This is a genomic window from Mycetocola zhadangensis (genome assembly GCF_003668565.1).
GTDB classification, from domain to species: domain Bacteria; phylum Actinomycetota; class Actinomycetes; order Actinomycetales; family Microbacteriaceae; genus Mycetocola_A; species Mycetocola_A zhadangensis.
Map to the genome: position 1 here is coordinate 489,567 of NZ_RCWJ01000002.1, position 23,859 is coordinate 513,425.

Below are 23,859 nucleotides of genomic sequence, written 5' to 3' on the forward strand. Positions count from 1 at the left end.
AATGGCAGGAGAATCTCATGCGAATCACCGCCGAGCGAGTCGATGCAACACACGGCTCCCTGAGGAAGAGAAAGTCAGCACCGACGTGGCAGGTGCACATCTCGCTGGAGAACGACAAGGTGGAGAGAGATGTCGAAGTGCATCTCGACCGCGTCGGGAGAGATGTCGAGAAAGTGGTGCTCAACGGGAGGCCGATCGGTTTTGTGCACCACGTTGAGCCGGTGTACGTCGCCCTCACCGGCCCTGACCTCGATCGAGCGGTCGAAGTGTCGCAGAAACTCACGCTCGACGGCAGTATCAAGGCGCTCCTCGATACGGTGCCGATCGAGGTTCTCCGGTCGAGCTGAGTCGCTTTCGGCGCAACCCCTGTTGCCGGGTGCCGCTCCCGCGTACGCTCTCCAGCATGACTAACTCACACACCCCAGGCGAGAACGGTGCGGCCAAGGTCACTGACGACCAGGGCGCTGACTACACGACGACCGGCGAACCCATCGACGATGCTGAGCACCGTGTCGAGGAAGAAGAGTTGCACGCCACACCGGGCAACCCGCTTTCCGGCGCGGACGAAACAGCAGACGACGTCGATCGCACGACCGTGGGCAACCCGATCTCGTCGGTGGCGCATGAGGCTGAAGAAGATGTGTCCCACGCCACACCAGGCAACAATTCGTCGATCCCCGAGGACTGACGCCGAAGCATCCGTATCCCGCGCGGGTCGGGGCCGACGCGCCTCAGCGTTACGATGGACGGATGCCCGAAACAGTGTCGCTCGGTGCGGCGCTGCCTCGACGGCACCGCGCATCGCGCCGTAGGAACAATGCGGCCGCTTACTCAATGCTTGCGCCAAGCCTCTTTGGCCTTGCCGCGTTTTTGGTGCTGCCGATTCTCGTGGTGCTCTGGCTGAGTTTTCAGAGCTGGGACCTGCTCTCACCGATCACCCCAGTGGGTGGCGCCAACTACGCGGACGTACTCAGCGACCCCACGTTCTACAACTCGCTTGCGGTCACGCTCTTTTTCGTGGTGATCGTCATCCCGGTGCAAACCGCACTCGGCATGATCGCCGCATCACTGCTCACGCGCGGGCTGCCGGGCTCGCTGTTCTTTCGCACGATCTACATCCTGCCGTGGGTCTGCGCACCACTGGCGCTCGGCATCGTTTGGCGCTGGATCCTCGCGCCGAGCGACGGGCTGCTCAACGACCTGATCGGGTCCCGCATCGAGTGGCTGGCCGACCCGGCGCTCGCGCTGCCGTCCGTCGCGGCTGTCGTGGTCTGGTCGAACGTCGGCTACATCACGCTGTTCTTCATGGCCGGACTGCTCAACATCCCACAGCACATCCTCGACGCCGCCAGCATCGATGGCGCCGGCCCGATCGCGACCTTCTTCCGGATCAAACTGCCGTTGCTTCGCCCGACGACGTTCTTCGTTCTCGTCACGAGCATCATCAGTGTCTTCCAGCTGTTCGATCAGATCTACGCACTCACCGGTGGCGGGCCTTTCGTGGTGACGGATGCCGGTACCTACGGCAGAACAGACGTCGTCGCCTCCCGCATTTACAGCGAAGCATTCGCCACCTTCGACCTGGGCCGCGCCGCGGTGATGGCGGTTGTTCTGCTTGTGCTGCTCGTCGTTCTCACAATTGGTCAGCAGCTTTACTTCGGCAAGAGGACTACCTATGACCTCTCCTAAGCGCATCCTGTCCACGCTCGGCGTATACGTGATCCTTCTCGCTGCCGCCATTCTCACCCTCGGGCCGTTTTTGCTCAGCGTGATGACCGGTTTGAAATCGCCCGCTCAGTTCGCCAGTGAGGACTCGCTCGCGCTGCCCCGGCCGTTCAGCCTGGAGAACTTCACGACGCTGCTCACCGGCCCGGGGCAGTTCGGGTCAGCCATCCTCGTGACGCTCGCCATGACATCCGTCATCGTAATTTTCCAGCTCGGCTTCTCTGTGCTCGCGGCGTATGCCTTCGCGCGCATCGACTTCGCCGGTCGTCGGGTGTTGTTCTGGGTCTACCTGGCCGGGCTGATGGTGCCGAACATCGTGCTGGTGATTCCGCTGTACCTGATGATGGTCGAACTGGGGCTTCGCAACACGTTCTGGGGCCTCGTTCTCCCGTTCATGTTCGGGAGCCCGTACGCGATCTTCCTGCTGCGGGAGTATTTTCGCGGTATCCCCCAAGACCTGGTCGACGCCGCCCGCATCGACGGTGCCGGGCACTGGCGCACCCTGGTGAGCATCATCGTGCCGCTGTCGAAACCCATCCTCGCGACGCTGTCGCTCATCACGATTGTCAGCCAGTGGAACAGCTTCCTCTGGCCGCTCGTCATCACGACGGGGCCGGACTGGCGCGTCATTACAGTCGCAACTGCTACCCTCCAATCTCAGTACAACGGCAACTGGACCCTCGTGATGGCTGCGACGACTCTCGCCCTGGTTCCCCTCGTTGTTCTGTTCCTGGCGTTCCAGAAGCAGGTCGTCCGCTCCATCACGATCTCCGGATTCAAGTAAGAGAAAGACCCGACATGGCTCAGCGTTTCCTCTCCTTTGCGGCTGTTATCGCCGCATCCGCCCTCGCACTGACCGGCTGCGCAGCCGGTGACGCCGAAGACGAGAAGACCACCGTGTCGTTCCGGCTCTGGGACAGCACAGTCGCATCCGCATACGAGGAGTCCTTCGCGGCGTTCGAAAAAGAGAACCCGGACATCGATGTGAAGGTCAACATCGTCGGCTGGGGGGACTACTGGACCAAGCTCCGCACCGACGTTGCAGGCAAGACCATGGACGACCTGTTCTGGGTCAATAACTCGTACTTCGGCGCATATGCCGACTCAGGCAACCTGGTGAACATCGACTCCGCGCTCGGCAAGGACGCACGCGAGGGCTGGCAGGACAGTGTCGTCGACCAGTTCACTCGCGACGACACACTCTGGGGCGTTCCGCAGCTCTACGACGCTGGCGTTGCCGTGTACTACAACAAAGACCTGATCGAGGCCGCCGGTGTCACCCCTGAAGCCCTGGCAGACCTGAGCTGGTCGCCCGACCCCGCTGCCGACACCTACCTCCCGGTCGCGAAGAGCCTGACCCGCGACAGCGCGGGTGTGCCGGCAACTGACCCGGCCTTCAACGGCACGGCCGCCCAGTACGGCACCAACATCGCGTACGACACGCAGGCCATCACGCTGCCCTTCATCGGCTCGAACGGTGGGGTCTATCAGATAGGTGACTCGTTCGCCTTCTCCGATCCGAAGACGGTTGAAGCGTTCCAGTACCTCGTCAGCGCCATCAACACGGCCAAGGTTGCGCCGTCCGCCGCCGATACGAACACGAACAGTGACTTCAGCCGCGACGCCTTCCTGCAGGGCAAAATGGCGATGTTCCAGTCCGGGCTGTACAACCTCAAAAATGTCGCTGACGGTGCACAGTTCGACTGGGGCGTCGCACCGATGCCGAAGGGGCCAGCCGGGCGTGTGACCGTCACAAACGGTGTTGTTGTCGCCGGCAACGCGGCATCCGACAAGCAAGACGCCATCGCCGAAGTACTGACCTGGCTCGGTTCGGAGGAAGGCAACAGCTACCTCGGCAAGACCGGAGCCGCTGTTCCGGCCGTCGAGAGCGCCCAGGCCGATTACTTCGACTACTGGGAAGGCAAGGGTGTCTCCGTTGACCCGTTCTTCGACGTGGTCGAAGGAGCTCCGCCGATTCCCGCACCCACCGGCGCGAACTACGGCAAGGGATTCGAGGCGTTCGACCCGATCTTCCAGGAGATCTTCAAGGGCACCCTCGACCCGAAGGTCGGGCTGAAGCAGGCCGAGGACGCGGCGAACGCGGCCATCAGCGGCTGAATTTCCGACGATATCGAGCGAGCGGATGCCACACCGCAATAGGTAAAACGCGGCCTGTCCGATAAGCTACTCAGGTTGCCCGTATGCGAACACTCTGTTCTCGTCCGGTGCAACGATGCTAGAACCCTCCTGCTGCAGATCGTCTGCAGCCGTTCGAGTCCGAAGGAGGTGGGTTAGTGACGCATCAGTATGAACTCATGGTTATCCTCGACCCCGAGATTGACGAGCGCACAGTTGCTCCCAGTCTCGACAAGTTCCTTAATGTCATCCGCAACGATGGTGGAACCATCGACAAGGTTGACATCTGGGGCCGTCGTCGCCTGGCTTACGAAATCAACAAGAAGACCGAAGGCATCTACGCCGTCGTCGACTTCACCGCGACGAGCGAAGCAACGGTCGAGCTCGACCGTCAGCTGAAGCTCTCCGAGGCCGTCATGCGCACCAAGGTGCTCCGTGCCGAAGAAGCGATCGCTCTTGTTGAGTCTGAAGGCAAGCGCGCCGAGGAGAAGGCTGCCCGCAAGGCTGCTGCCACCAAGGCCAAGGTTGACGCTAAGCCCGCCGAGCCGGCAACGGTCGAAGGCGCTTAGTCCTCATGGCTGGCGAGACCGTAATCACCGTGGTGGGCAACCTCACGTCTGACCCGGAACTGCGTTACACGCAGAACGGGTTGGCGGTTGCCAACTTCACCATCGCATCCACTCCGCGCAATTTCGATCGTGCGGCAAACGAGTGGAAAGACGGCGAAGCACTGTTCCTGCGCGCGAGCGTTTGGCGTGAATTCGCCGAGCACGTCGCCGGATCGCTCACCAAGGGTAGCCGTGTCATCGCTACCGGGCGTCTGAAGCAGCGTTCGTACGAAACGAAGGAAGGCGAAAAGCGCACCTCGATGGAACTCGAGGTTGATGAAATCGGCCCTTCGCTTCGGTACGCAACAGCTCAGGTCACCCGCGCACAGTCCTCGGGCGGCGGTGGAGGCCGCGGCCCCGCCGCAGTTCAGGACGAGCCGTGGGCTGCCAGCGCACCGGTTGCCCCTCAGGCATTCGGTGGCGGCAACTCGAACGCAGGCAATGCGGGCAACTCCGGCGACAGCTGGAACACGCCCGGATCCTACGGCGACGACACCCCCTTCTAAACACTTCGTCCGCCGGGGCCTCGGCTCCGAGCGGACACATTCACACTAAGGAAACCAAATGGCTGGAAAGTCTAGCGGCGCAAGCCGCAAGCCTGCCCGCGGTGGCAAGGGCGGCAAGCCGCTCGCTCCCGCGAAGGCAATCCGCGTTGGGGTCATCGACTACAAGGATGTCCCAACCCTTCGCAAGTTCATCTCCGAGCGTGGAAAGATCCGCGCCCGTCGCATCACCGGTGTTTCCGTCCAGGAGCAGCGTCTCATCGCCCGTGCAGTCAAGAACGCACGCGAGATGGCGCTTCTTCCCTACGCCGGTTCCGGCAGGTAAGGAACTCCCACATGTCAAAACTCATCCTCACGCACGAAGTGACCGGTCTCGGCACTCCTGGTGACATCATCGAGGTCAAGAACGGTTACGCACGTAACTACCTGATCCCGCAGGGCTTCGGCATTGCGTGGAGCCGCGGTGCTGAGAAGCAGGTCGAGCAGATCAAGGCCGCTCGCGCAGCGCGCGAACTTGCTACCCTCGAAGACGCTCAGGCGCTCAAGGCAGCGCTCGAAGGCACCAAGGTCAAGCTCGCCGTCAAGGCTGGCGCCGAAGGTCGCCTGTTCGGCTCCGTCAAGACGGCTAACGTCGCTGACGCAGTCGCCGCAGCTGGCCTCGGCCAGATCGACAAGCGCAAGATCGAGATCCCGTCTCCGATCAAGTCTGTCGGTACTCACGAAGCAACGGTTCGCCTGCGCGAAGACCTCAGCGCCGTAATCACCCTTCAGGTGGTTGCTGCCAAGTAGCAGTCTCGCGTTTGCGGCATGAGCTTCGGCTCGGGCCATCGAACAGTCAGCGGCCCATTCCTTTCGGGGAATGGGCCGCTTCTCGTTGGCCCAAAGATAAGGATTTTTTCCGCCGCTCGGCGAATTCTGTTACCCCCTTAGGTCTTTAAGTCAAGTTGTTTGTGCACAGGTAAATGGCGGATGTCTAACATTCAAGAGAAACTCTAAACAGGTTGAAGTGCACACCTGTGGAATCAAGGAAACCCTGGTCAGCGCGTATTTCTATTGCCAAAGTTTCTTGTTCTCCACAAACCTATCCACACCTTGTGCACATGGTCCCCGGCGTTTCGCCCACTTTACTCACAGAGTTATCCACAGGGGCATTTGTGCCGGGAGGGCGGCGCTCCTAGTGTGTAGCAGCGCACGTTTTTACTGGGGCGCGCAAGGCAGTCCATCCCACCGTGTCGGTGGTTGATGATCTGCTGAAAATGGTCATGAAATCCATGAGCTGTCCCCGCCGGACGGGCTGCAAAGCCAGAGGAGGAACGAGTGTCGATCACTCATCTCAACGACCACCTGCCGTCCGGCGAACGCTCTGAGCAGCGCGCAGAGCGCACTCCACCCCACGACATGCTCGCCGAGCAATCCACCCTCGGTGGAATGCTCCTCTCGAAAGACGCCGTCGCTGACGTCGTCGAATCGGTGCGAGGCGCCGACTTCTACATCCCCAAGCACGAGATCATCTTCGACGCACTGCTGTCGCTGTATTCACATGGTGAGCCCACCGACGTCATTGCGGTCACTGATGAGCTCATCAAGACCGGTGAGCTGTCCCGCGCCGGTGGCGCTGACTACCTCCACACGCTGACCAGCCTCGTTCCGACTGCGGCCAATGCTGGCTTCTACGCCTCGATCGTCGCCGAACGTGCATTGCTGCGTCGCCTCGTCGAGGCCGGCACCCGCATCGTGCAGATGGGTTACGCCGGTGAGGGCGAAGTGCTCGACCTGGTCAACACCGCCCAGGCCGAGATTTACGGTGTCACCGGTTCCACGCAGGCCGAAGACTACGTCCCCCTCAACGAGGCGGTCGGAACGGCGTTTGAGGAGATCGAAGCAAACAACGGCTCCGACGGTGGAATGTCGGGTACACCGACCGGCTTCGCCGAGATGGACGAGCTCACCAACGGTTTTCACGGTGGGCAGCTCATCATCGTCGCGGCGCGACCGGCGCTCGGAAAGTCCACGCTCGCGCTCGACTTCGCCCGAGCGGCATCGATCGGCAACAACCAGCCGTCGATCTTCTTCTCGCTCGAAATGGGGCGAAGCGAAATCGCTATGCGTTTGCTCTCGGCCGAGGCATCGGTTCCGCTGCAGAGCATGCGCAAGGGCAACGTCGACCAGCGCGACTGGAACAAGCTCGCCGCTGTTCGAGGGCGCATCAACGACGCTCCGCTCTACATCGATGACAGCCCCAACATGACGCTCGTCGAGATCCGCGCGAAGTGCCGTCGGCTCAAACAGCGTGTCGGTCTCAAGCTCGTAGTCATTGACTATCTGCAGCTGATGACGTCGGGTAAGCGCGTCGAGAGCCGTCAGCAGGAAGTCTCGGAATTCTCCCGTGCGCTCAAGCTGCTCGCTAAGGAACTCCAGGTGCCGGTTATCGCGCTCTCGCAGCTCAACCGTGGTCCAGAGCAGCGTGCAGACAAGATGCCGGCGATCTCCGACCTTCGTGAATCCGGATCGCTTGAGCAGGACGCTGACATGGTCATCCTCCTGCACCGCGAAAGCGCATACGAGAAAGACAACCCGCGCGCTGGAGAAGCAGATCTCATCGTCGCGAAGCACCGTAACGGTCCGACCCGCACGGTGACCGTCGCTTTCCACGGGCACTTCTCGCGGTTCGCCGACCTCGCACCGGCCTAAGCAGGTGTGACCGGGCCGCGAGTGTTGCTAGCCCACTCGAGTTGTCGCAGCCTACTCAGGTTCTACGCCTAACTTCCCCATCTACGTTTCGTGGTGGCACTGGTACGCTATTCTGTACCAGTTAGAGGAGGCCTCATGTCTGCGATCACCGCGACCGACGCGCGTAAGGGTCTCTTCGGGATCATCCAGCGGGTGAACGAGGACCACACCCCGGTCGAGGTGGTGTCCAAGCACGGCAACGCGGTGATCATGTCGAAAGAGGATTTCGACGCGATGACGGAGACCGCGCACCTGTTGCGCAACCCGGCGAACGCAGAACGGTTGGTTGAAGCGATTGAGCGAGCCCGGCGTGGCGAGTTCGAGCAGCACGACCTTCTTGACGCGTGAGGCGATCGCTGGCGTTTGACCCGCATGGGTGGGAAGACTACGTCTATTGGCAAACGCAGGATCGCAAGACGCTGAAGCGAATCAACCAACTGATCGCAGATGTGCTCCGGGATCCATTTGACGGAATCGGAAAGCCCGAACCGCTGAAGCACGTCCTCGCTGGCGCATGGTCGCGCCGGATCGACGACGTCAACAGGCTCGTCTACTACGTGACCGACGAGAACATTGTGATCCTCCAGGCGCGCGATCACTACTAAATAGCTTGCTACTCACGATCTCGACATATTGTTCGACACCCGCTCAGACTCGGGGCCCACAACGACTAATCGCGGTCATTCACACTTTCCAGCATGTGGGCTGGTCGATCATCGCGGGCCCGTTGGGGTAGGAATCCTGCGGCACCGATTTCCCGTGCGACCGCCATCTGCCTGAACCGTCAAGCCGTACCGTCGACGAGCGCGTCGAAGAATCGAGACTTGCCTTCTTCCATGTCACCGCCGTCGGCTTTGAGTGCGTTGTACCGGTGCCGCGCCGCCTCGTCGGTGCGCATCCGTTTCCACGACTCGACGAACCTCACATCGTGCTCGGTACCGACCACGGTTACGGCGACGCCAACGGGCGGTTCGGAGGCCTGCTCGAACACCGCGAAGGTCGGCGTCCAAATCTCTCGTAGCGCCGCGCGATACAGGAGGGGAAGCTGGGTGATGGCGACAGCGAAATCGTCGGGCGCCACTCGCAGGTGCAGGTCGATGTCGCCCTTGGTGAGGAGCCCCGCGATACTGCTCCCGCCAGTGAGAGTGAGCTCCCCGGGTACCCCGGCGCGAGTCAGAGCCAGGCGATGGTTCTGCAGAACTGACAGGGCGTTCGCAACAGACTCTCCGGTGGTGAGCTGCCAGCCGGGTGTCGGCGACGCGCTCATGGGCGCACGACTGAAGCGTCGGCCAGTGCAGCGCAGGCCACTTCCGCGGTGAGGTGACCTCCGGGAATCGCGGTGTTTCTGGCTTCGACGCGCTGCACGACTTCATCGTAATGGGCGGCGTTCCACCCGTCCGTTTGGGTTTGACGCTCGACGGCCGTTCGCGGGGAACGGAACCCGAGCCGAGCCCTCTTCTACGGCGCGTAGACTGGGAAGGTCCCACACGAACCCCATCACGACAACGAAAGAGGCGTCCTCCTTGGCCAGTTCCGCCGTTGCTGCTCCGAGTGGCGCCGTCGACTCCACGTCACGGTTCTGGCTGTTTCAGGTGCTTCGCGCGGTTCCAGCGGCAATCGCAGCTGTCGTGATCACCTTCAGTGTCGACCACTCGGCCCCCCTCGGGCTCACCGTGTTCGGCGGGTTCGCGCTGCTGTCAGGTCTTCTCGCCCTGGTCCTCGTTCCGCGAACGCTGAAGGATGACCGCGGTGCCCGGCTCAACTTCCTCATCAGCGGAGTGGTCAGCATCCTCGCCGGGATTGCGGCGCTCGCGTTCGCCGGCGCTGGTTCAGCGGCAGTTCCCGCCCTGTTTCTCACCGTGATCGTCTGGGCACTGCTCACCGGCGTGCTCGAGCTCTACAGCGGTTTCCGCGTGCGCGGCCGTTCCCCGTACGCCAGGGACTGGATGACCATCGGTGGTGCGACGGTGCTTCTCGCCGTCGCGTACCTCCTGGTACCACCCGGACTCAACCAGCAGTTCGAAGGGCCGGACGGCGTCGTCCGCAGCCTGACAGCATCAATCGTCACCGTCGGGATCTTCGGCGCGTACGCCGCGATCGTCGCGGTGCTGCTCATCATCGGCGGGTTCTCGCTCAAATGGGGCACGGACGCACGCCCGACAGCGTCACCAACAGGCACTACGGAGTCACAATCATGAGCGCACCACAGCCAGGTAAGCCGAGCCGTCGCGAGATCCTCAAGCCGGTCGAGCTGCTGATCTTCGCCGCTGTCGCCGGTCTCTTTACCGGGCTCGTCACTCTCATGGTGACCCGCGACATTACGTTCGCACTCATCGCCTTCGGCATCGCGTTCATCGTCACGCTCGTCTTCATCGCGATGTTCGCGCTCACCGTCAAGCCGGATGACCTCGAGAGAAAAGACATCCACGACCAGGACGCCGGGCACTAACCCCGATCGCGAACGCGCCGCTCAGGCGTGTTCGAGCACGCAGTCAGGACCCGGGTAGACCAGGCTCTCATGACCGTCGTCGAACCGCACAAAGTACGGCGGACCACCCTCATTGCCGCGGACCTCAAGAATTTCCCCGTGCCGTTCGGGTGCACCGACCGACGAACCGCGGATAACTATGCGTTGACCTGCCGTTGTTTCCATGATCGCCTCCGGTTTCAGAGTACGCGCGCTCGGTTTGACGGGGAAGGGCAGGAAACGTTCGAGACAGAAAAACGGATGCCACGCGGCTCGCGAGCCGCGTGGCATCCGTTTATTAAATTTTGTCGGAATCGACCCTACGAGAGGCGGTCGACCAGTTCGTCTGCCAGCCCGACGTAGCTGTGCGGCGTGAGGGCGAGCAGGCGGTCCTTCGCGTCTGCTCCGATGTCGAGCCTGGAGACGAACTCGACGAGGTCGTCCCTGCCGATGCGCTTGCCGCGGGTGAGGTCCTTGAGCAGCGCGTACGGGTCGGTAATCGTTGAGCGGCCGGCGACGACCTCTGCGCGGATGACCGTCTGGATGGCTTCGCCGAGGATCTCCCAGTTGGTGTCGAGGTCGGCAGCGAGCGCGTCGCGGTCGAGGTCGATCTCACCGAGTCCGCGGAACAGGTTGTCGAGCGCCAGCAGTGAGTGGCCGAAACCGACACCGATGTTGCGCTGGGTGGTCGAGTCGGTCAGGTCACGCTGCAGTCGCGACGTCACGAGGGTCGCCGCGAGGGAGTCGAGCACGGCGCTCGACAGTTCGAGGTTGGCCTCGGCGTTCTCGAAGCGGATCGGGTTGATCTTGTGCGGCATCGTCGACGACCCCGTTGCCCCTGCCTGCGGGATCTGGCGGAAGTAGCCCATCGAGATGTAGGTCCAGATGTCGGTCGCGAGGTTGTGCAGCACGCGGTTGGCGTGTGAGACGCGGTTGTACAGCTCGGCCTGCCAGTCGTGTGACTCGATCTGCGTTGTGAGCGGGTTCCAGACCAGGCCGAGCGACTCGACGAACGCCCGCGAGATCGACGGCCAGTTCGCCGACGGGTCTGCGACGGTGTGAGCCGCGAAGTTGCCTGTCGCTCCGGAGAACTTGCCGAGGTACTCGGTGGCATCGACCTGGCGGGCAATGCGCTCGAGCCGGTAGACGAACACGGCGAGTTCGTGACCCATGGTGGTCGGCGTGGCCGGCTGGCCGTGCGTGCGTGCGAGCATGGCGTCAGCGCGGTGGGCCTGGGCGAGGGCCTGCAGTTTGTCGATAACTGAACGGAGCTTCGGCAGCCAGACGGCCTGGGCAGCGTTCTGCACCGTCAGCGCGTAGGACAAATTGTTGATGTCCTCACTCGTGCAGGCGAAGTGGGTGAGCTCGGCGATGTGGTCGAGGCCGAGGGTGCTCAGCCTGTCGCGTACGAGGTACTCGACGGCCTTCACGTCGTGGCGGGTGACCGCTTCCTTCTCGGCGAGCCAGTCAATGTCCTGCTGGCCGAAGTCGACGTACAGCGAGCGGAGGGAGTGGATCTCTTCCTCGCTGAGCGGGGTCGACCCGAACATGCTCGCACCGGTGAGGTAGATGAGCCACTCCACTTCGACCTGCACCCGAGCACGGTTCAGTCCGGCCTCAGACAGGTACTCGCCGAGGTCACTCACCGCCGCCTGGTATCGACCATCGAGTGGGCTGAGAGGCTGGACGGGTAGTGCGGTCATCGGGTGGCTCCCTGTCGGATTGCGGGTTCGAGCTGGCGAAAAAGTTGGCGGATCGCCCCCTCAATCATGCCCAATACCCGATCAAACATTTCATCACCCGCGTAGTACGGGTCGGGAACGTCGGTCAAAACGCTCTGTTGCCGATCAAAACTGAGCAGCAACGCCACCTTGTCGCGGTCGGTCTCGGTCGGCGCCCACGCGCGTAAAACCCGTTCGTGCGTGCGATCGAGGGCGACGACGAGGTCGAGCTGGTCGAACCAGTCCGGGTTGAACTGCTTTGCCCGATGGCGTGCCCCGTCGTAACCGTACTTCCGCAACGCTGAGATGGTGCGTGCATCGGCCTGCTCGCCGACGTGCCAGTCGCCTGTGCCAGCCGACATCGTTTCAACGTACCGACTCAGTCCGGCCTGATGAACCAGGTGCTGGAAGACGATCTCCGCCATCGGAGAGCGGCAGATGTTTCCAGCGCACACGAAGCACACTCGAAACGGCTGCACCTCGGTCGGGTCCGAGTCGGAAATCATCCCCCTATTCTGTACCGCAAACCGCTCGGGCGGGAGACCCTTTTGCTCCTTCACACTTGCCGGAGCGCAATCTTCTGTCCCCGCCTGACGAACAACGACAAAACGGATGCTTCTGGTCAGGCACAGTGAGCTTCGCCGGCCCCTTTTTTCACTGGGGTCGAGTGAACCGAGAGGGCGGAAACCGTGGACAGCGAGATAGAAATTCTGGATCAGGCTGCGCGACTGCGAGCGCTCGACGTGCTGAGTGAGCAGCGGCGACACATCCTGGCGCTCGCCGCCTCGATCGAGCCGATGAAACAACACACGATGAACTCCGCCGCCGAGCTGTCGTGGCGGTCGTTCAGCAGGGCGGAGTTCGAACGCAGGGTGGAGGAACTCGGCGATCGGCTGGTGGCGGTCACCGTGCACCTCGACGACGCACTCGACCAGTGCGCTCGCGCCAAGGCGGCCGTACTCGCCGGGTTTCCGAACGACGATGTGGCGCGGTCGGTGGCAGACGCCTACCAGGGCTACCCGGCATCAACCCGCCAGGGGGCACCGTCGATACCCACCTTCGCCCGAACGCGCTGACCAATGTCAGACTCGCTCACCGTTTCGACCGGCGGTCTCACGAGCGTCTCGACCGAGGAGCTCTTCGGGTTCTCGGCCCATCTCGGTTCACTCGCGCGTGACGCTCGAGACTGGGCGCATTCGGCGTCGATGGCCAGGTGCCTGACGGAATGGTCAGCGGACGCTGCGCCATACGGGTTCGCGGAGCCCGCCCTCTCGCGGGCCGGCCGCTCGCTGCTTGAGACAGCAGACAGCGCCGATCGGCTGAGCGGTGTCGTCCGCCAGGCTGCTGAGGCCTATGCGGACGGCGAGGCTCGCTCACGGGAGAGGGTCGGTGCGATGCAGGCGTTTGCCGGGTTCCTGCTCGGCGCGTACCTGCGCAACCTGGTGATCGGCGCGCTCCCGATGCTGCCAGCCCTGGCGTTGACCGCCCTGATGATGAAGCAACCTCCGCTTCGGCGAGCCGTCGCGGTTCTGGGCGCTGGAATCGGCGGCCAGCTCGCCGGAAACACGGAGCTAATGGCCAACCCGGCGTTCGTGCGTGCCGTGCGAGGAGTGGTCTCGGCCGCTGACGACATCCTGATGGGAGCCGCAGGCACCGGCCTGCCGGTCGCCCGGTTCCTCGGTGATGAGGGCACAGGGCTGGTTGGGCTCGAGACCGTTGCAGCTGCCGCGATCATTCTCGGCGGCAAACACGCGTTCACGCCGACGCCGGTGCACACGAACCGGGCGGGCTCCGAGCGACCGGTGCGCCCGCCCGCATCGCTCGCTGAAGCAGCGGCCCGGATTCCGTCGAGCGGCGTTGGGAAACCGCAGGTCACCGTTGAGACGTATCCGGACAGTGCCGGCAAACGCTCGTACGCCGTGTATGTGGCTGGCACAACCGATTTCGGCGCGGAGAGTGATGAGCCGTTCGACATGGCAAGCAACCTCGCCGGGCTGGCAAACAGTGACTCCGGTTCGTACACGGCGACGCTCGACGCCATGGAGCAAGCTGGAGTGAAGCCAGGTGATCGTGTGCACCTGTTCGGCCACTCGCAAGGAGGCCTCGTTGCCGCGCGCGTTGCGGCATCCGGAGTATTCGACACCCAGTCGCTGGTCACGTTCGGTGCTCCAAGCGGCCAGGTGCCGGTTGCCGACTCGGTCACACAGGTCGCGGTTGAGCACGCCGAAGACATCGTGCCGGCGTTGGGTGGAGCACCCGTCGACGGAGTCGAAGGGCGTGACCGGATCGTCGTGTCGCGGTCGGTGTTCGACGAGCTCCCGCCGCCGGGCGAGTTCGGCTCGGCGCACTACATGAGCGAGTACGAACGGACGGCGGCCCTCATCGACGAGTCAACCGACCCGCGCCTGTTCCCACTGACTGACGCGCTCGCCGGAATCGGCCCAGGCGCCGGAGTTGCGCAGGCCTTCCGCGCCGAGCGAGTGCGGCCGGGCTGAGCAGCGAATCAGTTGCGGTCGCGGCGCTGCGGCCGAAGGATGATCTGGAAAATCCAGTTCACAATACTGATCACCACAGCGCCGAGTACGGCCCACCAGAATCCGTCAACGGTGAGACCGAAGCCGAACGCACTCGTGACCCAGCCGACGATAAGAAGCAGCAGGCCATTGATCAGGAACGAGATGAGGCCGAGCGTCAGGATGTAGAGGGGGAAGGCGACGATCTTGATCACCGTGCCGATCACACTGTTCACTATCGCGAAGATGAAGGCGACGAGCAGGTAGGTCAGCGCGGTCGCCACGCCGTTGTTGGGGGCATACGGGATGACCTGGACGCCCGCGACGACGAGCGTTGTCAACCAGATTGCCACGGCGTTGATGACGATGTTCAGCAGGAATTTAGCCATGCTCCACTATGGCAGTTCGGCGAAAAAGCAGGCGGATTTCCGGACAGGGTTGCGGGACAGGCTGGCCGTGCATGCGTCCCGCGGAATGGCCGCTGTCTAGACTCGGTGTGTGACTTTCACCCCCGCAAACGCAGATCATGCAGTACCTCCGGCAGTGGTGAAGCTTCGACCGGAGATCCTGGCGACCCCGCCATACCGGCAGGGCAAACCCGCGGGGGATGACGCCTTCAAGTTGTCGAGCAACGAAAACCCCTATCCGCCACTTCCCGGCGTGATCGAGGCGGTCGTCGCTGCTGGCGCTTTTAACCGTTACCCCGACGCGAGTGCCTCGGCTTTGCGGCAGGTGCTCGCCGAGAAACACGACGTGACACCGGATGAGCTGCACATCGGCTCCGGCTCAGTTGCCCTGCTCAGCCAGTTCATCACGGCGGCCGCCGGCCCCGGCGACTCGGTGGTGTACGCCTGGCGTTCGTTCGAGGCCTACCCGGGACTCGTCACCGTCGCCGGCGCCGAAAGCGTCCAGGTACCCAACCGAGCCGATGGTTCGCACAACCTCGACGCCATGGCCGCCGCGATTGATGAGCGCACGCGTGTCGTCATCGTGTGCACACCCAACAATCCAACGTCGACGATCGTTACGGCAGCCGACTTCAGCGACTTCATGGCGAAGGTGCCGAGCGATGTTCTTGTGCTCCTCGACGAGGCATACGCCGAGTTCGTCACCCACCCGGATGCCGTGAACGGGCTGACCCTGACCGGTCGGTACTCGAACCTCGTCGTGCTGCGCACCTTCTCCAAGGCCTACGGGCTCGCCGGGCTCCGCGTCGGTTGGGCGCTCGGGCCCATCGCCATCCTCGATGCGGCTCGCGCGACGGCGATCCCGCTCTCGGTGACACAACCGGCGCAATCGGCGGCGATCGCGTCACTCGCTGTGGAAACCGAGCTGCTCGAACGAGTGAGCCGCCTTGCGGCGCTGCGTGACAGCATCCGTTCATCAATGATTGAGCAGGGCTGGACCATTCCCGATGCGCAGGGCAACTTCGTCTGGCTGGCGACTGGCGAGGAAACGCTCGAAGCGAATGAGACGTTCCTGCGGCACGGTATCGTGGCGCGAGCGTTTGCCGGGTCAGGGATCCGGATCTCGATCGGCGAAGACGAGTCTGTGGAGAAACTCCTACGTGCAAGCGCAGACGTTGTGGCATCTCTACCAGCTGGGCATTCGGCCCGGCGGTTAGGTTAGGACAATGGCGGAAACCGAAACGACGTCCCTCACGCCCCCGGTTCAGGTACTGGCAGCTGATGGGACTTTCTCTCCGACGGCATCGGCTGAGCCATATCTGCCGTACCTTGAGGCGCTCAGCGACTCGGACCACGAGCAGTTTTACCGCGACATGGTCACGGCTCGCGCGTTCGACACCGAGGCGGCCAACCTGCAGCGGCAGGGGCAGCTTGCGCTATGGCCACCGTGCCACGGGCAGGAGGGTGCTCAGGTCGGATCCGGGCGCGCCGCACGGTCTCAGGATCACATCTTCCCGTCCTATCGGGAGCACGCGGTCGGGCTGATTCGTGGCGTCGACCTGCTCGGCATCATCGAGGTCATGCGGGGGACGACGCACTCCGGCTGGGATGTTGCTGACCCGCGCAACGGAAACTTCCGCCCGTACACCCTCGTCATCGGCGCCCAGGCGCTGCACGCGACCGGGTACGCCATGGGAGTGAAGTTTGACGGCGCAACGGCGACCGGAAACCCGGAGACCGACGAAGCCGTGATGGTCTACTTCGGTGATGGGGCGACGAGCCAGGGCGACGTCAACGAAGCGATGATCTTCGCGGCGAGTTACCAGACGCCGCAGGTGTTCTTCCTGCAGAACAACCACTGGGCGATCAGCGTTCCGGTGACGACCCAGTCACGCACGCCGCTGTTCGAGCGTGCTCGCGGCTTCGGCCTGCCAGCTGTGCAGGTCGACGGCAACGACGTGCTCGCCAGCTACGCCGTCTCGGCCAAGCACCTCACTGATGCTCGGTCAGGTGGCGGCCCGCAGCTGATCGAGGCACTCACCTACCGAATCGGTGCGCACACCACCAGTGACGACCCGACCAAGTACCGCACACAGGACGTCACGGACTCGTGGATCGCGAAGGATCCGATTGTTCGGTTCGAGGCGTACCTCCGCAATAAGGGAGCGTCCGAGGAATTTTTCACCGGTGTAATCGCCGACGCGAAGGACTTCACGGCGGACATTCGCGCGCGGACACATGCGATCGAGGACCCCGACCTGAGCTTCATGTTCGACAGTGTTTACAGCGAGGATCACCCGGTGATGACCGAACAGCGCGAGTGGCTGTCAGCGTACGAGCGCAACATGGCCGGAGGCGCAGCATGACTTTGAGCATCGATGCGCAGGTCGCGACCATGCCGATGGCCAAGGCACTCAACGCCGGGCTTCGCCAGGCGATGGCCGAGAACGACAAGGTTCTCCTGATGGGCGAGGACATCGGCAAGCTCGGCGGTGTTTTCCGCATCACCGAAGGTCTGCAGGCCGAGTTCGGTGAGGGGCGGGTGCTCGACACTCCGCTTGCCGAGTCCGGCATCATCGGAACAGCGATCGGACTGGCCATGCGCGGCTACCGTCCGGTGTGCGAAATCCAGTTCGACGGATTCATTTACCCGGGCTTCAACCAGATCACCTCGCAGTTGGCGAAACTGACCAACCGCAACGAGGGTTCGATGCAGATGCCCGTTGTCATTCGGGTGCCGTACGGCGGACACATTGGTGCCATCGAGCACCACCAGGAGAGCCCGGAGGCGTACTTCGCGCACACCGCCGGCCTCCGCTCGGTTAGCCCGTCGACACCGAATGACGCGTACTGGATGATCCAGGAAGCTATTGCGTCCAACGACCCGGTGATGTTCTTCGAGCCGAAGAGCCGCTACTGGCCCAAGGGTGAGGTTGACCTCTCCGGATCGGCAGCATCGCTTCACGCGAGTCGTGTCGTGCGCACAGGTACCGACGCCACGGTGGTCGCGCACGGCGCCATGGTGAGCGTTCTGCTTGCGGCTGCTGAGCTCGCCGCGGCCGAGGGCATCAGTCTCGAGGTCGTCGACCTGCGTTCGATCTCACCGATCGACTACACGCCGATTCTCGAAAGTGTGCGCAAGACCGGTCGGCTCGTGGTCGCCCAGGAAGCGCCGGGCAACGTCTCGGTCGGGTCCGAGATCGCCGCGACCGTCGCCGAGCGCGCCTTCTATTCGCTCGAAGCGCCGGTCCTTCGCGTCTCCGGTTTCGACGTTCCTTTCCCACCGGCCAAGCTCGAGGCGCTCTACCTGCCAGACGCTGACCGCATCCTCGAAGCCGTCGATCGGGCGCTCGCCTACTAGTCGCTTGCCGACCGAATGGAGAACCATGAGTGAGTTCCAATTTTTGATGCCGGATGCCGGTGAAGGGCTCACCGAGGCCGAAGTGGTCTCGTGGAAAGTCGCGCCAGGTGACGTCGTCGAGCTCAACCAGGTGATCGTCGAAATCGAGACAGCCAAGTCGCTCGTCGAACTGCCGTCGCCGTACGAGGGCACCGTGGCGTCAATTCTCGTTACCGAGGGCACCACTGTCGATGTCGGCACACCGATCATCACGATCAGTGCAGCGGATGCCGGTGGCCAGGCGGCCGCGGAGGTCGCCCCGCCCACCATCTCGACCGAATTCGCCGAAGCGGTCGCTGATACCCGGGGAACCGTCGACGACGAGGCACCAGGAGCGGTCCTCGTCGGTTACGGTGATGCCGGTCACGTGTCATCGCGTCGCCGCGCGCGGACGCGTGCCGTCCCGCCTGCCGCACGACAGGCATCCGTTCCTCCCGCTCCAGGACCGGTGATCGCGAAGCCACCAATCCGCAAGCTGGCCAAGGACCTCGGTGTGAACCTGTCGCTGGTCACCGGAACCGGTATCGGGGGAGAGGTCACCCGCGATGACGTCGTGCGCGAGGCGGGCCAGGCCAGTGTTTTCCGAAACATTGAGACGCCCGAGTGGGGCGACACCCGCGAAGAGCGGATCCCGGTCAAGGGCGTGCGCAAGCAGATCGCCAGCGCGATGGTCGAGTCGGCGTTCAAGGCACCGCACGTGTCGCTGTTCGTTGATGTTGACGCCACCCGCACGATGGAGTTCATCAAGCGACTCAAGAACTCGACCGACTTCGCCGGTGTGAAGGTGTCGCCGCTTCTGATCATGGCGAAGGCAATGATCTGGGCTGTGCGCCGCAACCCGACGGTCAATGCTGCGTGGACCGACGAGGAGATCATCGTCCGCCACTTCGTGAACCTCGGGGTCGCCGCCGCGACTCCGCGCGGGTTGATCGTTCCGAACGTCAAGGAAGCGCAGGCGATGACGCTGCTCGAACTCGCGCAGGCACTCGAACAACTCACCCTGACCGCTCGTGAGGGCAAAACACCGCCGGCTGACCAGCAGAACGGCACGATCACGATCACCAACATCGGTGTGTTCGGTATGGATACAGGAACCCCGATCCTCAACCCGGGTGAGGTTGCGATCGTGGCCCTCGGCACCATCAAGCAGAAGCCGTGGGTCGTCGATGGCGAGGTGCGACCGCGCTTCGTGACGACGCTCGGCGCATCGTTCGATCACCGAGTTGTCGACGGTGATGTGGCGTCGCGGTTCCTGGCCGACGTTGCGTCGATCATCGAGGAACCCGCGCTCCTGCTCGAGTAGTCGGTTCGAGTAGTCGGTTGTGTGGCGGGTTCTCGCTTAGAACCCGCCTCCGAAGTCTCCTCCGCCGCCGAAGTCTCCTCCGCCGCCGAAGTCTCCTCCGAAACCGCCGCCGTCATAACCACCGGCGCTGTAATCGCCGCCAGCATCACCGCCGGCATCCGCTCCTGACTCGCCTCCATCTGAGCCCGACTCCTCGCTGCTTCCTTCGGCTCCAGCCTCCGATGACGGGTCGGGAAGGAAGGTGCTGACCAGCGCGGACGCGATGAAGTAGCCGGCGACAGTGCCTAGCAGTGAACTCCCCACCATGCTGCCGAAGCTCGGTCCGGTCATGGTGCGTTCCATCGTTCCCGGTTGACGCAGCTCCGAACGGGTGGCCGACTGGGCAAGCGAGTGTGCGTCATCGCCGCGCGGTGCGTCCCCCGGTGCGGCGTCGGCGGTCAGCTGGGTAAACAGCAACCGTCGCTGCTCGGGTGTGAGCTTCGCAAAAGCCTCTTCGTGAGCCTGCTCGATCGCCTCGGGAGGAGCGGTTCGCAGGAGGTAGCGGTAGCGTTCGACAGCGATCTCGTCTTCGCTGCGCGGGGCCTGTGCTGATCCGCCCTGCGCGGCGCGGGGCTGCGGACGATACTGCGGTGTTGGGCGCTGGGCGTCCTGCTGCCCTGTGCCAAATAGTCTGTCGAAAAAACCCATGAGCTGCTCCCTGCGTCGTGACGATTTTCTACAGTTTATGAGCGGATGCCGTGAGCCGACTGCAAAACCGAACTCGCTCGTGACCGGGCAAACGCTCGTGGCTTTCACGGCTGCTGTTGGGCGAGGGCCCAGCGAAAAACAAGGTCCATCGGGGTTTCTGTTAGGCTGGTCCACGGCCATGATGGCCGTAACGCTAGTCCGCGGACGAATGTGACACAGGAATGTCGCGCATTCGGACGTATGGTCCTGTGACGTTGGCGGCGGCCCCATGGCTGCGCCAGCACAGCTCCCGAATCGCTTCAGACGCACTTGACGTCGCCGCTTGATGGGTGGAGCGTGTGCATTCGTCCCCGACCCGGTCGAAACTAACGAAAACGCCGCGCAGGCATCCCGTTTTTCGCGGGAGCGCCACGAAAGTGACCGGTGCCTTTGCGCGCGCTCGGAGAAAATGTGACCAACGCTGTTGCCGTTGAGGTAAACAATGTCTACAAAGTCTTTGGCAAAAAGCCACGTGATGTCGTTAAGCGACTGAAGGCGGGCGCATCGCGGGGTGAGCTGACAGCTCAGGGAACTGCCGCTGTCATCGACGCGAGCTTTGAGGTGAAGCAGGGCGAAATTTTCGTCGTGATGGGCCTCAGCGGCTCGGGCAAGTCGACGCTCATTCGTATGCTCAACGGTCTACTTGAGCCGACTTCCGGTTCGGTTGCCGTCTACGGCTCTGCGGTAAGCGGAGTTCCGGCTAAGCAGCTTCGCGAGGTTCGTCGCTCGAAAATCTCCATGGTCTTCCAGCACTTCGCGCTGTTGCCGCACCGCACGGTGCTTGACAACGCCGCATACGCGCTCGAGGTTCAGGGTGTTCCCCTCGCTGAGCGCCGGGAACGTGCCCAGAAGGTCGTCTCCCGGGTCGGCCTCTCCGGCTGGGAAGACAAGCTCCCTGGCGAACTCTCCGGCGGAATGCAGCAGCGAGTCGGCCTCGCCCGCGCTCTCGCTGCCGACACCGACGTGCTCTTGATGGACGAAGCCTTCTCGGCGCTCGACCCGCTGATCCGCCGCGAGATGCAGGAACAGCTCGTCGATCTGCAGCAGGAGCTGGGCAAAACCATCATCTTCATCACGCACGACCTCAACGAGGCCATGTTCCTCGGCGACCGCATCGCGGTCATGCGTGACGGACGCATCGTGCAGGTCGGCACGCCAGACGAGATCCTCACCGACCCGGCCAACGACTACGTTGCCCAGTTCGTTCAGGACGTCGACCGTGCCCGTGTGCTCACCGCCGCCGGTGTGATGGAGCCGGCTCGCGCCGTCGTCTCCGGCTCTGCCGGACCCCGCGCCGCACTCCGCACCATGCGCGACATGCAGACCTCCGCAGCCTTCGTTGTCGGAAATGGCCGCAAGCTGCTCGGAGTGGTTTACGACCGCGACGTGCTCACTCACGTCAAGGCGGGCAACCGCGACCTCATGACAATCGTGCGTAACGACCCGGCTACCGTCGGCCCCGACCAGTATCTGGTCGACCTGTTCGAGCCGGCAGCCGAAAGCCAGCTGCCTGTCGCGGTCGTCGACGAGCAGGGCCGTCTGCTTGGCGCGATTCCTCGCGTCACGCTCCTCGCCGCACTCGCCAACGTTCCAACAACCACGGGTGAAAACCAGGTCATCGAAACTCCGGCAACCGTTGCCGTAGAGGTCATCACCCAGACACTTCGCGAAACCGCCGGAATGACCGACGAGTCCGAGGTACCGAAAGCATCCACCGCCGACGAAAATTCGGCAGCTCGTGAAGGGAGCTTCGCGTAATGGACTTCCGCATTCCGATCGGCCAGTGGGTCGAAGGCTTCGTCGACATCCTCACCGACACGCTCCAGCCCCTCTTTGATGTGCTGCGCGCCGTCTTCCTCGGCCTCTACGATCTCGTCAACCTGATCCTCATAACCCCACCGTTCTGGATCATCATCGTTGCGTTCGCCGTTCTCGGCTTCTTCGCCAAAGGTTGGAAGCTCGCCGTCGGCATCGTCGTCGGCTTCGGCCTGATCTTTGCCGTTGATCAGTGGGACAACGCGATGGACTCTCTGTCCCTCGTGCTCGTGGCGAGTGTCATCGCCATCCTGGTCAGCGTTCCACTCGGCATCCTCGGCGCACGGTCAGACACGGCATCGAGGATTCTCAAGCCGATCCTCGACTTCCTGCAGACCATGCCGGCGTTCGTGTACCTCATCCCGGCACTCATCCTGTTCCGCGTCGGCGTTGTTCCCGGCATCGTTGCGACGATCCTGTTCGCACTCGCCCCAGGCGTTCGGCTCACCGAGCTCGGCATCCGTGGTGTTGACAAGGAAGTTGTTGAAGCTGGCCATGCCTTCGGATCGTCACCGTTCCGCATCCTTCGCCAGATCCAGCTGCCCCTCGCGATGCCGAGCATCATGGCCGGTGTGAACCAGGTCATCATGCTGTCGCTCTCCATGGTGGTCATCGCCGGCATGGTTGGCGCTGGCGGCCTGGGTGGCGATGTTGTCGCCAGCCTGAACCGCATCGATATCGGTCTCGGTTTTGAAGCCGGTCTGAGCGTTGTGATCCTTGCGATCGTGCTTGACCGTTTGACGGCGTCCCTCGGTCTCCGTAAGCCCAAGGCGAAAAAAGCTGCTGTCGCACAGGCAGTGGAGTCATCCGGATCCGATTCAGGTAAGCAGCTCGCCGCGTCTCGATCAGGCGGAGCATTCCTGACGAAGAAGAACGGTGCGATCGCTGTCGGCGTCGCCGCCGTCACTACGGCCGCCGTGATCGGCATCGTCGGATTCGTGAACCCAGCACCCGGATCTGCCGAGGGTGAAGAGAAAACCGACCTCTCCCTCGCCGTTTTCAACGGTTGGGACGAGGGAGTCGCGACAAGCTGGCTCTGGAAGACCATCCTGGAGGACGAGGGCTACTCGGTCGAACTCGAACTCGCTGATCCCGCGCCCGTCTTCGAAGGACTTGCGTCGGGCGACTACGACTTCACCACCGACGTCTGGCTGCCGAACACTCACGCCGAGTACCTCGACAGTTACGGCGACGAAATCGTGGAGCTCGGAGCCTGGAACAAGGACTCGAAACTCACCCTCGCCGTGAACGAAGACGCCCCGATCGACACGATCGCGGAACTGGCCGATAATGCTGATCTGTTCGGCAATCGCATTGTTGGCATCGAGCCTGGCGCCGGGCTCACCGCCGCCATGGAGAACGAAGTCATCCCGACCTACGGTCTGGACAACATGGAGTTCCTCACGTCGTCGACAGCGGCCATGCTGTCCGAGCTGAAGAGCGCAACCGACAAGGGTGAGAACGTCGTGGTGACTCTGTGGGAGCCGCACCGTGCCTACGCGCAGTTCCCGGTGAAAAACCTTGAGGACCCCGAGGGTGCTTTCGGGGAGGCCGAGAGCCTCTACAGCTACGGAAGCAGCGAATTCGCCGAGACATCGCCGAAGGCTGCCGGCTGGCTTGAGGACTTTGAAATGGACAGTGAGACCCTCATGTCACTCGTGAAGGCGATGTTCATCGACTACGACGGAGACGACTACGGTCCCGTCGTTGAGAAATGGGTCGAAGACAACCAGGAGTATGTCGACGGGCTGACCTCCTAAGAACGAAAAATCCGACTGTTGCCGGGGCACAAACTCGCCCCGGCA

At 63.0% G+C, this 23,859-nt stretch carries 28 protein-coding genes; 22 read left to right on the forward strand and 6 right to left on the reverse strand.

Annotation, left to right across the window (positions count from 1 at the left end):
- The first annotated feature begins 17 nt into the window (after positions 1-17).
- From D9V28_RS08895 to D9V28_RS08950, 12 genes are all read left to right on the forward strand, one after another.
- Complete coding sequence (locus D9V28_RS08895) at positions 18-347, forward strand: hypothetical protein (RefSeq protein ID WP_121659353.1); 330 nt, start codon at positions 18-20, stop codon at positions 345-347.
- Between the two features lie 56 nt (positions 348-403).
- The gene (locus tag D9V28_RS08900) at positions 404-688 is read left to right on the forward strand and encodes a hypothetical protein (RefSeq protein WP_147440955.1); all 285 of its coding nucleotides are present in this window, start codon (positions 404-406) and stop codon (positions 686-688) included.
- A gap of 62 nt (positions 689-750) precedes the next feature.
- Positions 751-1,689 (forward strand): carbohydrate ABC transporter permease, encoded by a 939-nt coding sequence (locus D9V28_RS08905; RefSeq protein WP_121659355.1) that lies wholly within the window; start codon positions 751-753, stop codon positions 1,687-1,689.
- A complete protein-coding gene (locus D9V28_RS08910) occupies positions 1,676-2,509 on the forward strand; it encodes a carbohydrate ABC transporter permease (protein WP_121659356.1) in 834 nt (277 codons plus the stop codon). The genes D9V28_RS08905 and D9V28_RS08910 overlap by 14 nt, the downstream gene beginning before the upstream one ends.
- Before the next feature lie 14 nt (positions 2,510-2,523).
- On the forward strand, positions 2,524-3,843 hold the full coding sequence (locus D9V28_RS08915; protein ID WP_121659357.1) for an ABC transporter substrate-binding protein: 1,320 nt from the start codon (positions 2,524-2,526) through the stop codon (positions 3,841-3,843).
- 176 nt (positions 3,844-4,019) lie between these two features.
- A complete protein-coding gene (rpsF, locus tag D9V28_RS08920) occupies positions 4,020-4,430 on the forward strand; it encodes a 30S ribosomal protein S6 (protein WP_121659358.1) in 411 nt (136 codons plus the stop codon).
- Positions 4,431-4,435: 5 nt separating this feature from the next.
- Positions 4,436-4,975: a single-stranded DNA-binding protein gene (locus D9V28_RS08925; protein WP_121659359.1), complete on the forward strand. Its 540-nt coding sequence runs from the start codon at positions 4,436-4,438 to the stop codon at positions 4,973-4,975.
- 58 nt (positions 4,976-5,033) lie between these two features.
- Positions 5,034-5,297, forward strand: a complete 264-nt coding sequence (gene rpsR, locus D9V28_RS08930) for a 30S ribosomal protein S18 (protein WP_108392326.1) — start codon at positions 5,034-5,036, stop codon at positions 5,295-5,297.
- 11 nt (positions 5,298-5,308) lie between these two features.
- Entirely contained in the window at positions 5,309-5,761 is a 453-nt protein-coding gene (gene rplI / locus D9V28_RS08935) for a 50S ribosomal protein L9 (RefSeq protein WP_121659360.1), read from the forward strand.
- 534 nt (positions 5,762-6,295) lie between these two features.
- Entirely contained in the window at positions 6,296-7,663 is a 1,368-nt protein-coding gene (gene dnaB / locus D9V28_RS08940; RefSeq protein ID WP_371870004.1) for a replicative DNA helicase, read from the forward strand.
- A 135-nt stretch (positions 7,664-7,798) separates the two neighbouring features.
- Entirely contained in the window at positions 7,799-8,050 is a 252-nt protein-coding gene (locus tag D9V28_RS08945; RefSeq protein WP_121659362.1) for a type II toxin-antitoxin system Phd/YefM family antitoxin, read from the forward strand.
- The gene (locus D9V28_RS08950) at positions 8,047-8,307 is read left to right on the forward strand and encodes a Txe/YoeB family addiction module toxin (protein WP_121659363.1); all 261 of its coding nucleotides are present in this window, start codon (positions 8,047-8,049) and stop codon (positions 8,305-8,307) included. Before D9V28_RS08945 ends, D9V28_RS08950 begins: the two co-directional genes overlap by 4 nt.
- Before the next feature lie 179 nt (positions 8,308-8,486).
- Here the strand turns inward: D9V28_RS08950 and D9V28_RS08955 are convergent, their stop codons facing one another.
- Complete coding sequence (locus D9V28_RS08955) at positions 8,487-8,969, reverse strand: GrpB family protein (RefSeq protein WP_121659364.1); 483 nt, start codon at positions 8,967-8,969, stop codon at positions 8,487-8,489.
- A 256-nt stretch (positions 8,970-9,225) separates the two neighbouring features.
- Here D9V28_RS08955 and D9V28_RS08960 point away from each other — a divergent pair, with 256 nt between their 5' ends.
- Both D9V28_RS08960 and D9V28_RS08965 read left to right on the forward strand, forming a co-directional pair.
- Positions 9,226-9,900 carry a DUF308 domain-containing protein gene (locus D9V28_RS08960; RefSeq protein WP_121659365.1) on the forward strand — a complete coding sequence of 225 codons (675 nt, stop codon included), beginning with the start codon at positions 9,226-9,228 and terminating at the stop codon, positions 9,898-9,900.
- Positions 9,897-10,151, forward strand: a complete 255-nt coding sequence (locus D9V28_RS08965) for a hypothetical protein (RefSeq protein ID WP_121659366.1) — start codon at positions 9,897-9,899, stop codon at positions 10,149-10,151. The genes D9V28_RS08960 and D9V28_RS08965 overlap by 4 nt, the downstream gene beginning before the upstream one ends.
- A 21-nt stretch (positions 10,152-10,172) precedes the next feature.
- Here D9V28_RS08965 and D9V28_RS08970 read toward each other — a convergent pair whose 3' ends face one another.
- The 3 genes from D9V28_RS08970 to D9V28_RS08980 all read right to left on the reverse strand — a co-directional run bounded on the left by D9V28_RS08970 (position 10,173) and on the right by D9V28_RS08980 (position 12,396).
- Complete coding sequence (locus tag D9V28_RS08970; RefSeq protein ID WP_121659367.1) at positions 10,173-10,355, reverse strand: DUF1918 domain-containing protein; 183 nt, start codon at positions 10,353-10,355, stop codon at positions 10,173-10,175.
- A 134-nt stretch (positions 10,356-10,489) separates the two neighbouring features.
- On the reverse strand, positions 10,490-11,872 hold the full coding sequence (gene purB / locus D9V28_RS08975) for an adenylosuccinate lyase (protein WP_121659368.1): 1,383 nt from the start codon (positions 11,870-11,872) through the stop codon (positions 10,490-10,492).
- Positions 11,869-12,396 (reverse strand): low molecular weight protein-tyrosine-phosphatase, encoded by a 528-nt coding sequence (locus tag D9V28_RS08980; protein WP_183086479.1) that lies wholly within the window; start codon positions 12,394-12,396, stop codon positions 11,869-11,871. Before D9V28_RS08980 ends, purB begins: the two co-directional genes overlap by 4 nt.
- 183 nt (positions 12,397-12,579) lie before the next feature.
- Between D9V28_RS08980 and D9V28_RS08985 the strand changes: the two genes are divergently transcribed.
- Both D9V28_RS08985 and D9V28_RS08990 read left to right on the forward strand, forming a co-directional pair.
- The gene (locus tag D9V28_RS08985; RefSeq protein ID WP_121659369.1) at positions 12,580-12,966 is read left to right on the forward strand and encodes a hypothetical protein; all 387 of its coding nucleotides are present in this window, start codon (positions 12,580-12,582) and stop codon (positions 12,964-12,966) included.
- Between the two features lie 3 nt (positions 12,967-12,969).
- On the forward strand, positions 12,970-14,385 hold the full coding sequence (locus tag D9V28_RS08990; RefSeq protein WP_121659370.1) for an alpha/beta hydrolase family protein: 1,416 nt from the start codon (positions 12,970-12,972) through the stop codon (positions 14,383-14,385).
- An 8-nt stretch (positions 14,386-14,393) separates the two neighbouring features.
- Here D9V28_RS08990 and D9V28_RS08995 read toward each other — a convergent pair whose 3' ends face one another.
- Positions 14,394-14,792, reverse strand: coding sequence for a phage holin family protein (locus tag D9V28_RS08995; RefSeq protein WP_121659371.1), 399 nt, complete (start codon positions 14,790-14,792; stop codon positions 14,394-14,396).
- 109 nt (positions 14,793-14,901) lie between these two features.
- On the opposite strand from D9V28_RS08995, the gene D9V28_RS09000 reads away from it, so the two are divergent.
- Genes D9V28_RS09000 through D9V28_RS09015 form a run of 4 tightly spaced genes read left to right on the forward strand, consistent with a single transcriptional unit; the run spans position 14,902 to position 19,513 of the window.
- Positions 14,902-16,032, forward strand: a complete 1,131-nt coding sequence (locus tag D9V28_RS09000; RefSeq protein WP_371870000.1) for a histidinol-phosphate transaminase — start codon at positions 14,902-14,904, stop codon at positions 16,030-16,032.
- Between the two features lie 4 nt (positions 16,033-16,036).
- A complete protein-coding gene (locus D9V28_RS09005; protein ID WP_121659372.1) occupies positions 16,037-17,176 on the forward strand; it encodes a thiamine pyrophosphate-dependent dehydrogenase E1 component subunit alpha in 1,140 nt (379 codons plus the stop codon).
- Positions 17,173-18,171: an alpha-ketoacid dehydrogenase subunit beta gene (locus D9V28_RS09010; protein ID WP_121659373.1), complete on the forward strand. Its 999-nt coding sequence runs from the start codon at positions 17,173-17,175 to the stop codon at positions 18,169-18,171. Before D9V28_RS09005 ends, D9V28_RS09010 begins: the two co-directional genes overlap by 4 nt.
- A 25-nt stretch (positions 18,172-18,196) precedes the next feature.
- Positions 18,197-19,513 (forward strand): dihydrolipoamide acetyltransferase family protein, encoded by a 1,317-nt coding sequence (locus D9V28_RS09015; protein WP_121659374.1) that lies wholly within the window; start codon positions 18,197-18,199, stop codon positions 19,511-19,513.
- A gap of 36 nt (positions 19,514-19,549) precedes the next feature.
- Here the strand turns inward: D9V28_RS09015 and D9V28_RS09020 are convergent, their stop codons facing one another.
- On the reverse strand, positions 19,550-20,200 hold the full coding sequence (locus D9V28_RS09020; protein ID WP_121659375.1) for a hypothetical protein: 651 nt from the start codon (positions 20,198-20,200) through the stop codon (positions 19,550-19,552).
- Positions 20,201-20,650: 450 nt separating this feature from the next.
- On the opposite strand from D9V28_RS09020, the gene D9V28_RS09025 reads away from it, so the two are divergent.
- Together D9V28_RS09025 and D9V28_RS16510 are read left to right on the forward strand one after the other, a co-directional pair.
- Positions 20,651-21,997, forward strand: a complete 1,347-nt coding sequence (locus D9V28_RS09025; RefSeq protein WP_121659715.1) for a quaternary amine ABC transporter ATP-binding protein — start codon at positions 20,651-20,653, stop codon at positions 21,995-21,997.
- Positions 21,997-23,814 carry an ABC transporter permease/substrate binding protein gene (locus tag D9V28_RS16510; protein ID WP_121659376.1) on the forward strand — a complete coding sequence of 606 codons (1,818 nt, stop codon included), beginning with the start codon at positions 21,997-21,999 and terminating at the stop codon, positions 23,812-23,814. Before D9V28_RS09025 ends, D9V28_RS16510 begins: the two co-directional genes overlap by 1 nt.
- Positions 23,815-23,859 lie beyond the last annotated feature (45 nt).

Coding starts and splice junctions, on each gene's coding strand:
- D9V28_RS08895 (WP_121659353.1), top strand. CDS start 18: ATGCGAATCACCGCCGAGCGAGTCGATGCAACACACGGCTCCCTGAGG.
- D9V28_RS08900 (WP_147440955.1), top strand. CDS start 404: ATGACTAACTCACACACCCCAGGCGAGAACGGTGCGGCCAAGGTCACT.
- D9V28_RS08905 (WP_121659355.1), top strand. CDS start 751: ATGCCCGAAACAGTGTCGCTCGGTGCGGCGCTGCCTCGACGGCACCGC.
- D9V28_RS08910 (WP_121659356.1), top strand. CDS start 1,676: ATGACCTCTCCTAAGCGCATCCTGTCCACGCTCGGCGTATACGTGATC.
- D9V28_RS08915 (WP_121659357.1), top strand. CDS start 2,524: ATGGCTCAGCGTTTCCTCTCCTTTGCGGCTGTTATCGCCGCATCCGCC.
- D9V28_RS08925 (WP_121659359.1), top strand. CDS start 4,436: ATGGCTGGCGAGACCGTAATCACCGTGGTGGGCAACCTCACGTCTGAC.
- rpsR (WP_108392326.1), top strand. CDS start 5,034: ATGGCTGGAAAGTCTAGCGGCGCAAGCCGCAAGCCTGCCCGCGGTGGC.
- rplI (WP_121659360.1), top strand. CDS start 5,309: ATGTCAAAACTCATCCTCACGCACGAAGTGACCGGTCTCGGCACTCCT.
- D9V28_RS08945 (WP_121659362.1), top strand. CDS start 7,799: ATGTCTGCGATCACCGCGACCGACGCGCGTAAGGGTCTCTTCGGGATC.
- D9V28_RS08955 (WP_121659364.1), bottom strand. CDS start 8,969: ATGAGCGCGTCGCCGACACCCGGCTGGCAGCTCACCACCGGAGAGTCT.
- D9V28_RS08965 (WP_121659366.1), top strand. CDS start 9,897: ATGAGCGCACCACAGCCAGGTAAGCCGAGCCGTCGCGAGATCCTCAAG.
- D9V28_RS08970 (WP_121659367.1), bottom strand. CDS start 10,355: ATGGAAACAACGGCAGGTCAACGCATAGTTATCCGCGGTTCGTCGGTC.
- purB (WP_121659368.1), bottom strand. CDS start 11,872: ATGACCGCACTACCCGTCCAGCCTCTCAGCCCACTCGATGGTCGATAC.
- D9V28_RS08980 (WP_183086479.1), bottom strand. CDS start 12,396: ATGATTTCCGACTCGGACCCGACCGAGGTGCAGCCGTTTCGAGTGTGC.
- D9V28_RS08990 (WP_121659370.1), top strand. CDS start 12,970: ATGTCAGACTCGCTCACCGTTTCGACCGGCGGTCTCACGAGCGTCTCG.
- D9V28_RS08995 (WP_121659371.1), bottom strand. CDS start 14,792: ATGGCTAAATTCCTGCTGAACATCGTCATCAACGCCGTGGCAATCTGG.
- D9V28_RS09005 (WP_121659372.1), top strand. CDS start 16,037: ATGGCGGAAACCGAAACGACGTCCCTCACGCCCCCGGTTCAGGTACTG.
- D9V28_RS09010 (WP_121659373.1), top strand. CDS start 17,173: ATGACTTTGAGCATCGATGCGCAGGTCGCGACCATGCCGATGGCCAAG.
- D9V28_RS09015 (WP_121659374.1), top strand. CDS start 18,197: ATGAGTGAGTTCCAATTTTTGATGCCGGATGCCGGTGAAGGGCTCACC.
- D9V28_RS09020 (WP_121659375.1), bottom strand. CDS start 20,200: ATGGGTTTTTTCGACAGACTATTTGGCACAGGGCAGCAGGACGCCCAG.
- D9V28_RS16510 (WP_121659376.1), top strand. CDS start 21,997: ATGGACTTCCGCATTCCGATCGGCCAGTGGGTCGAAGGCTTCGTCGAC.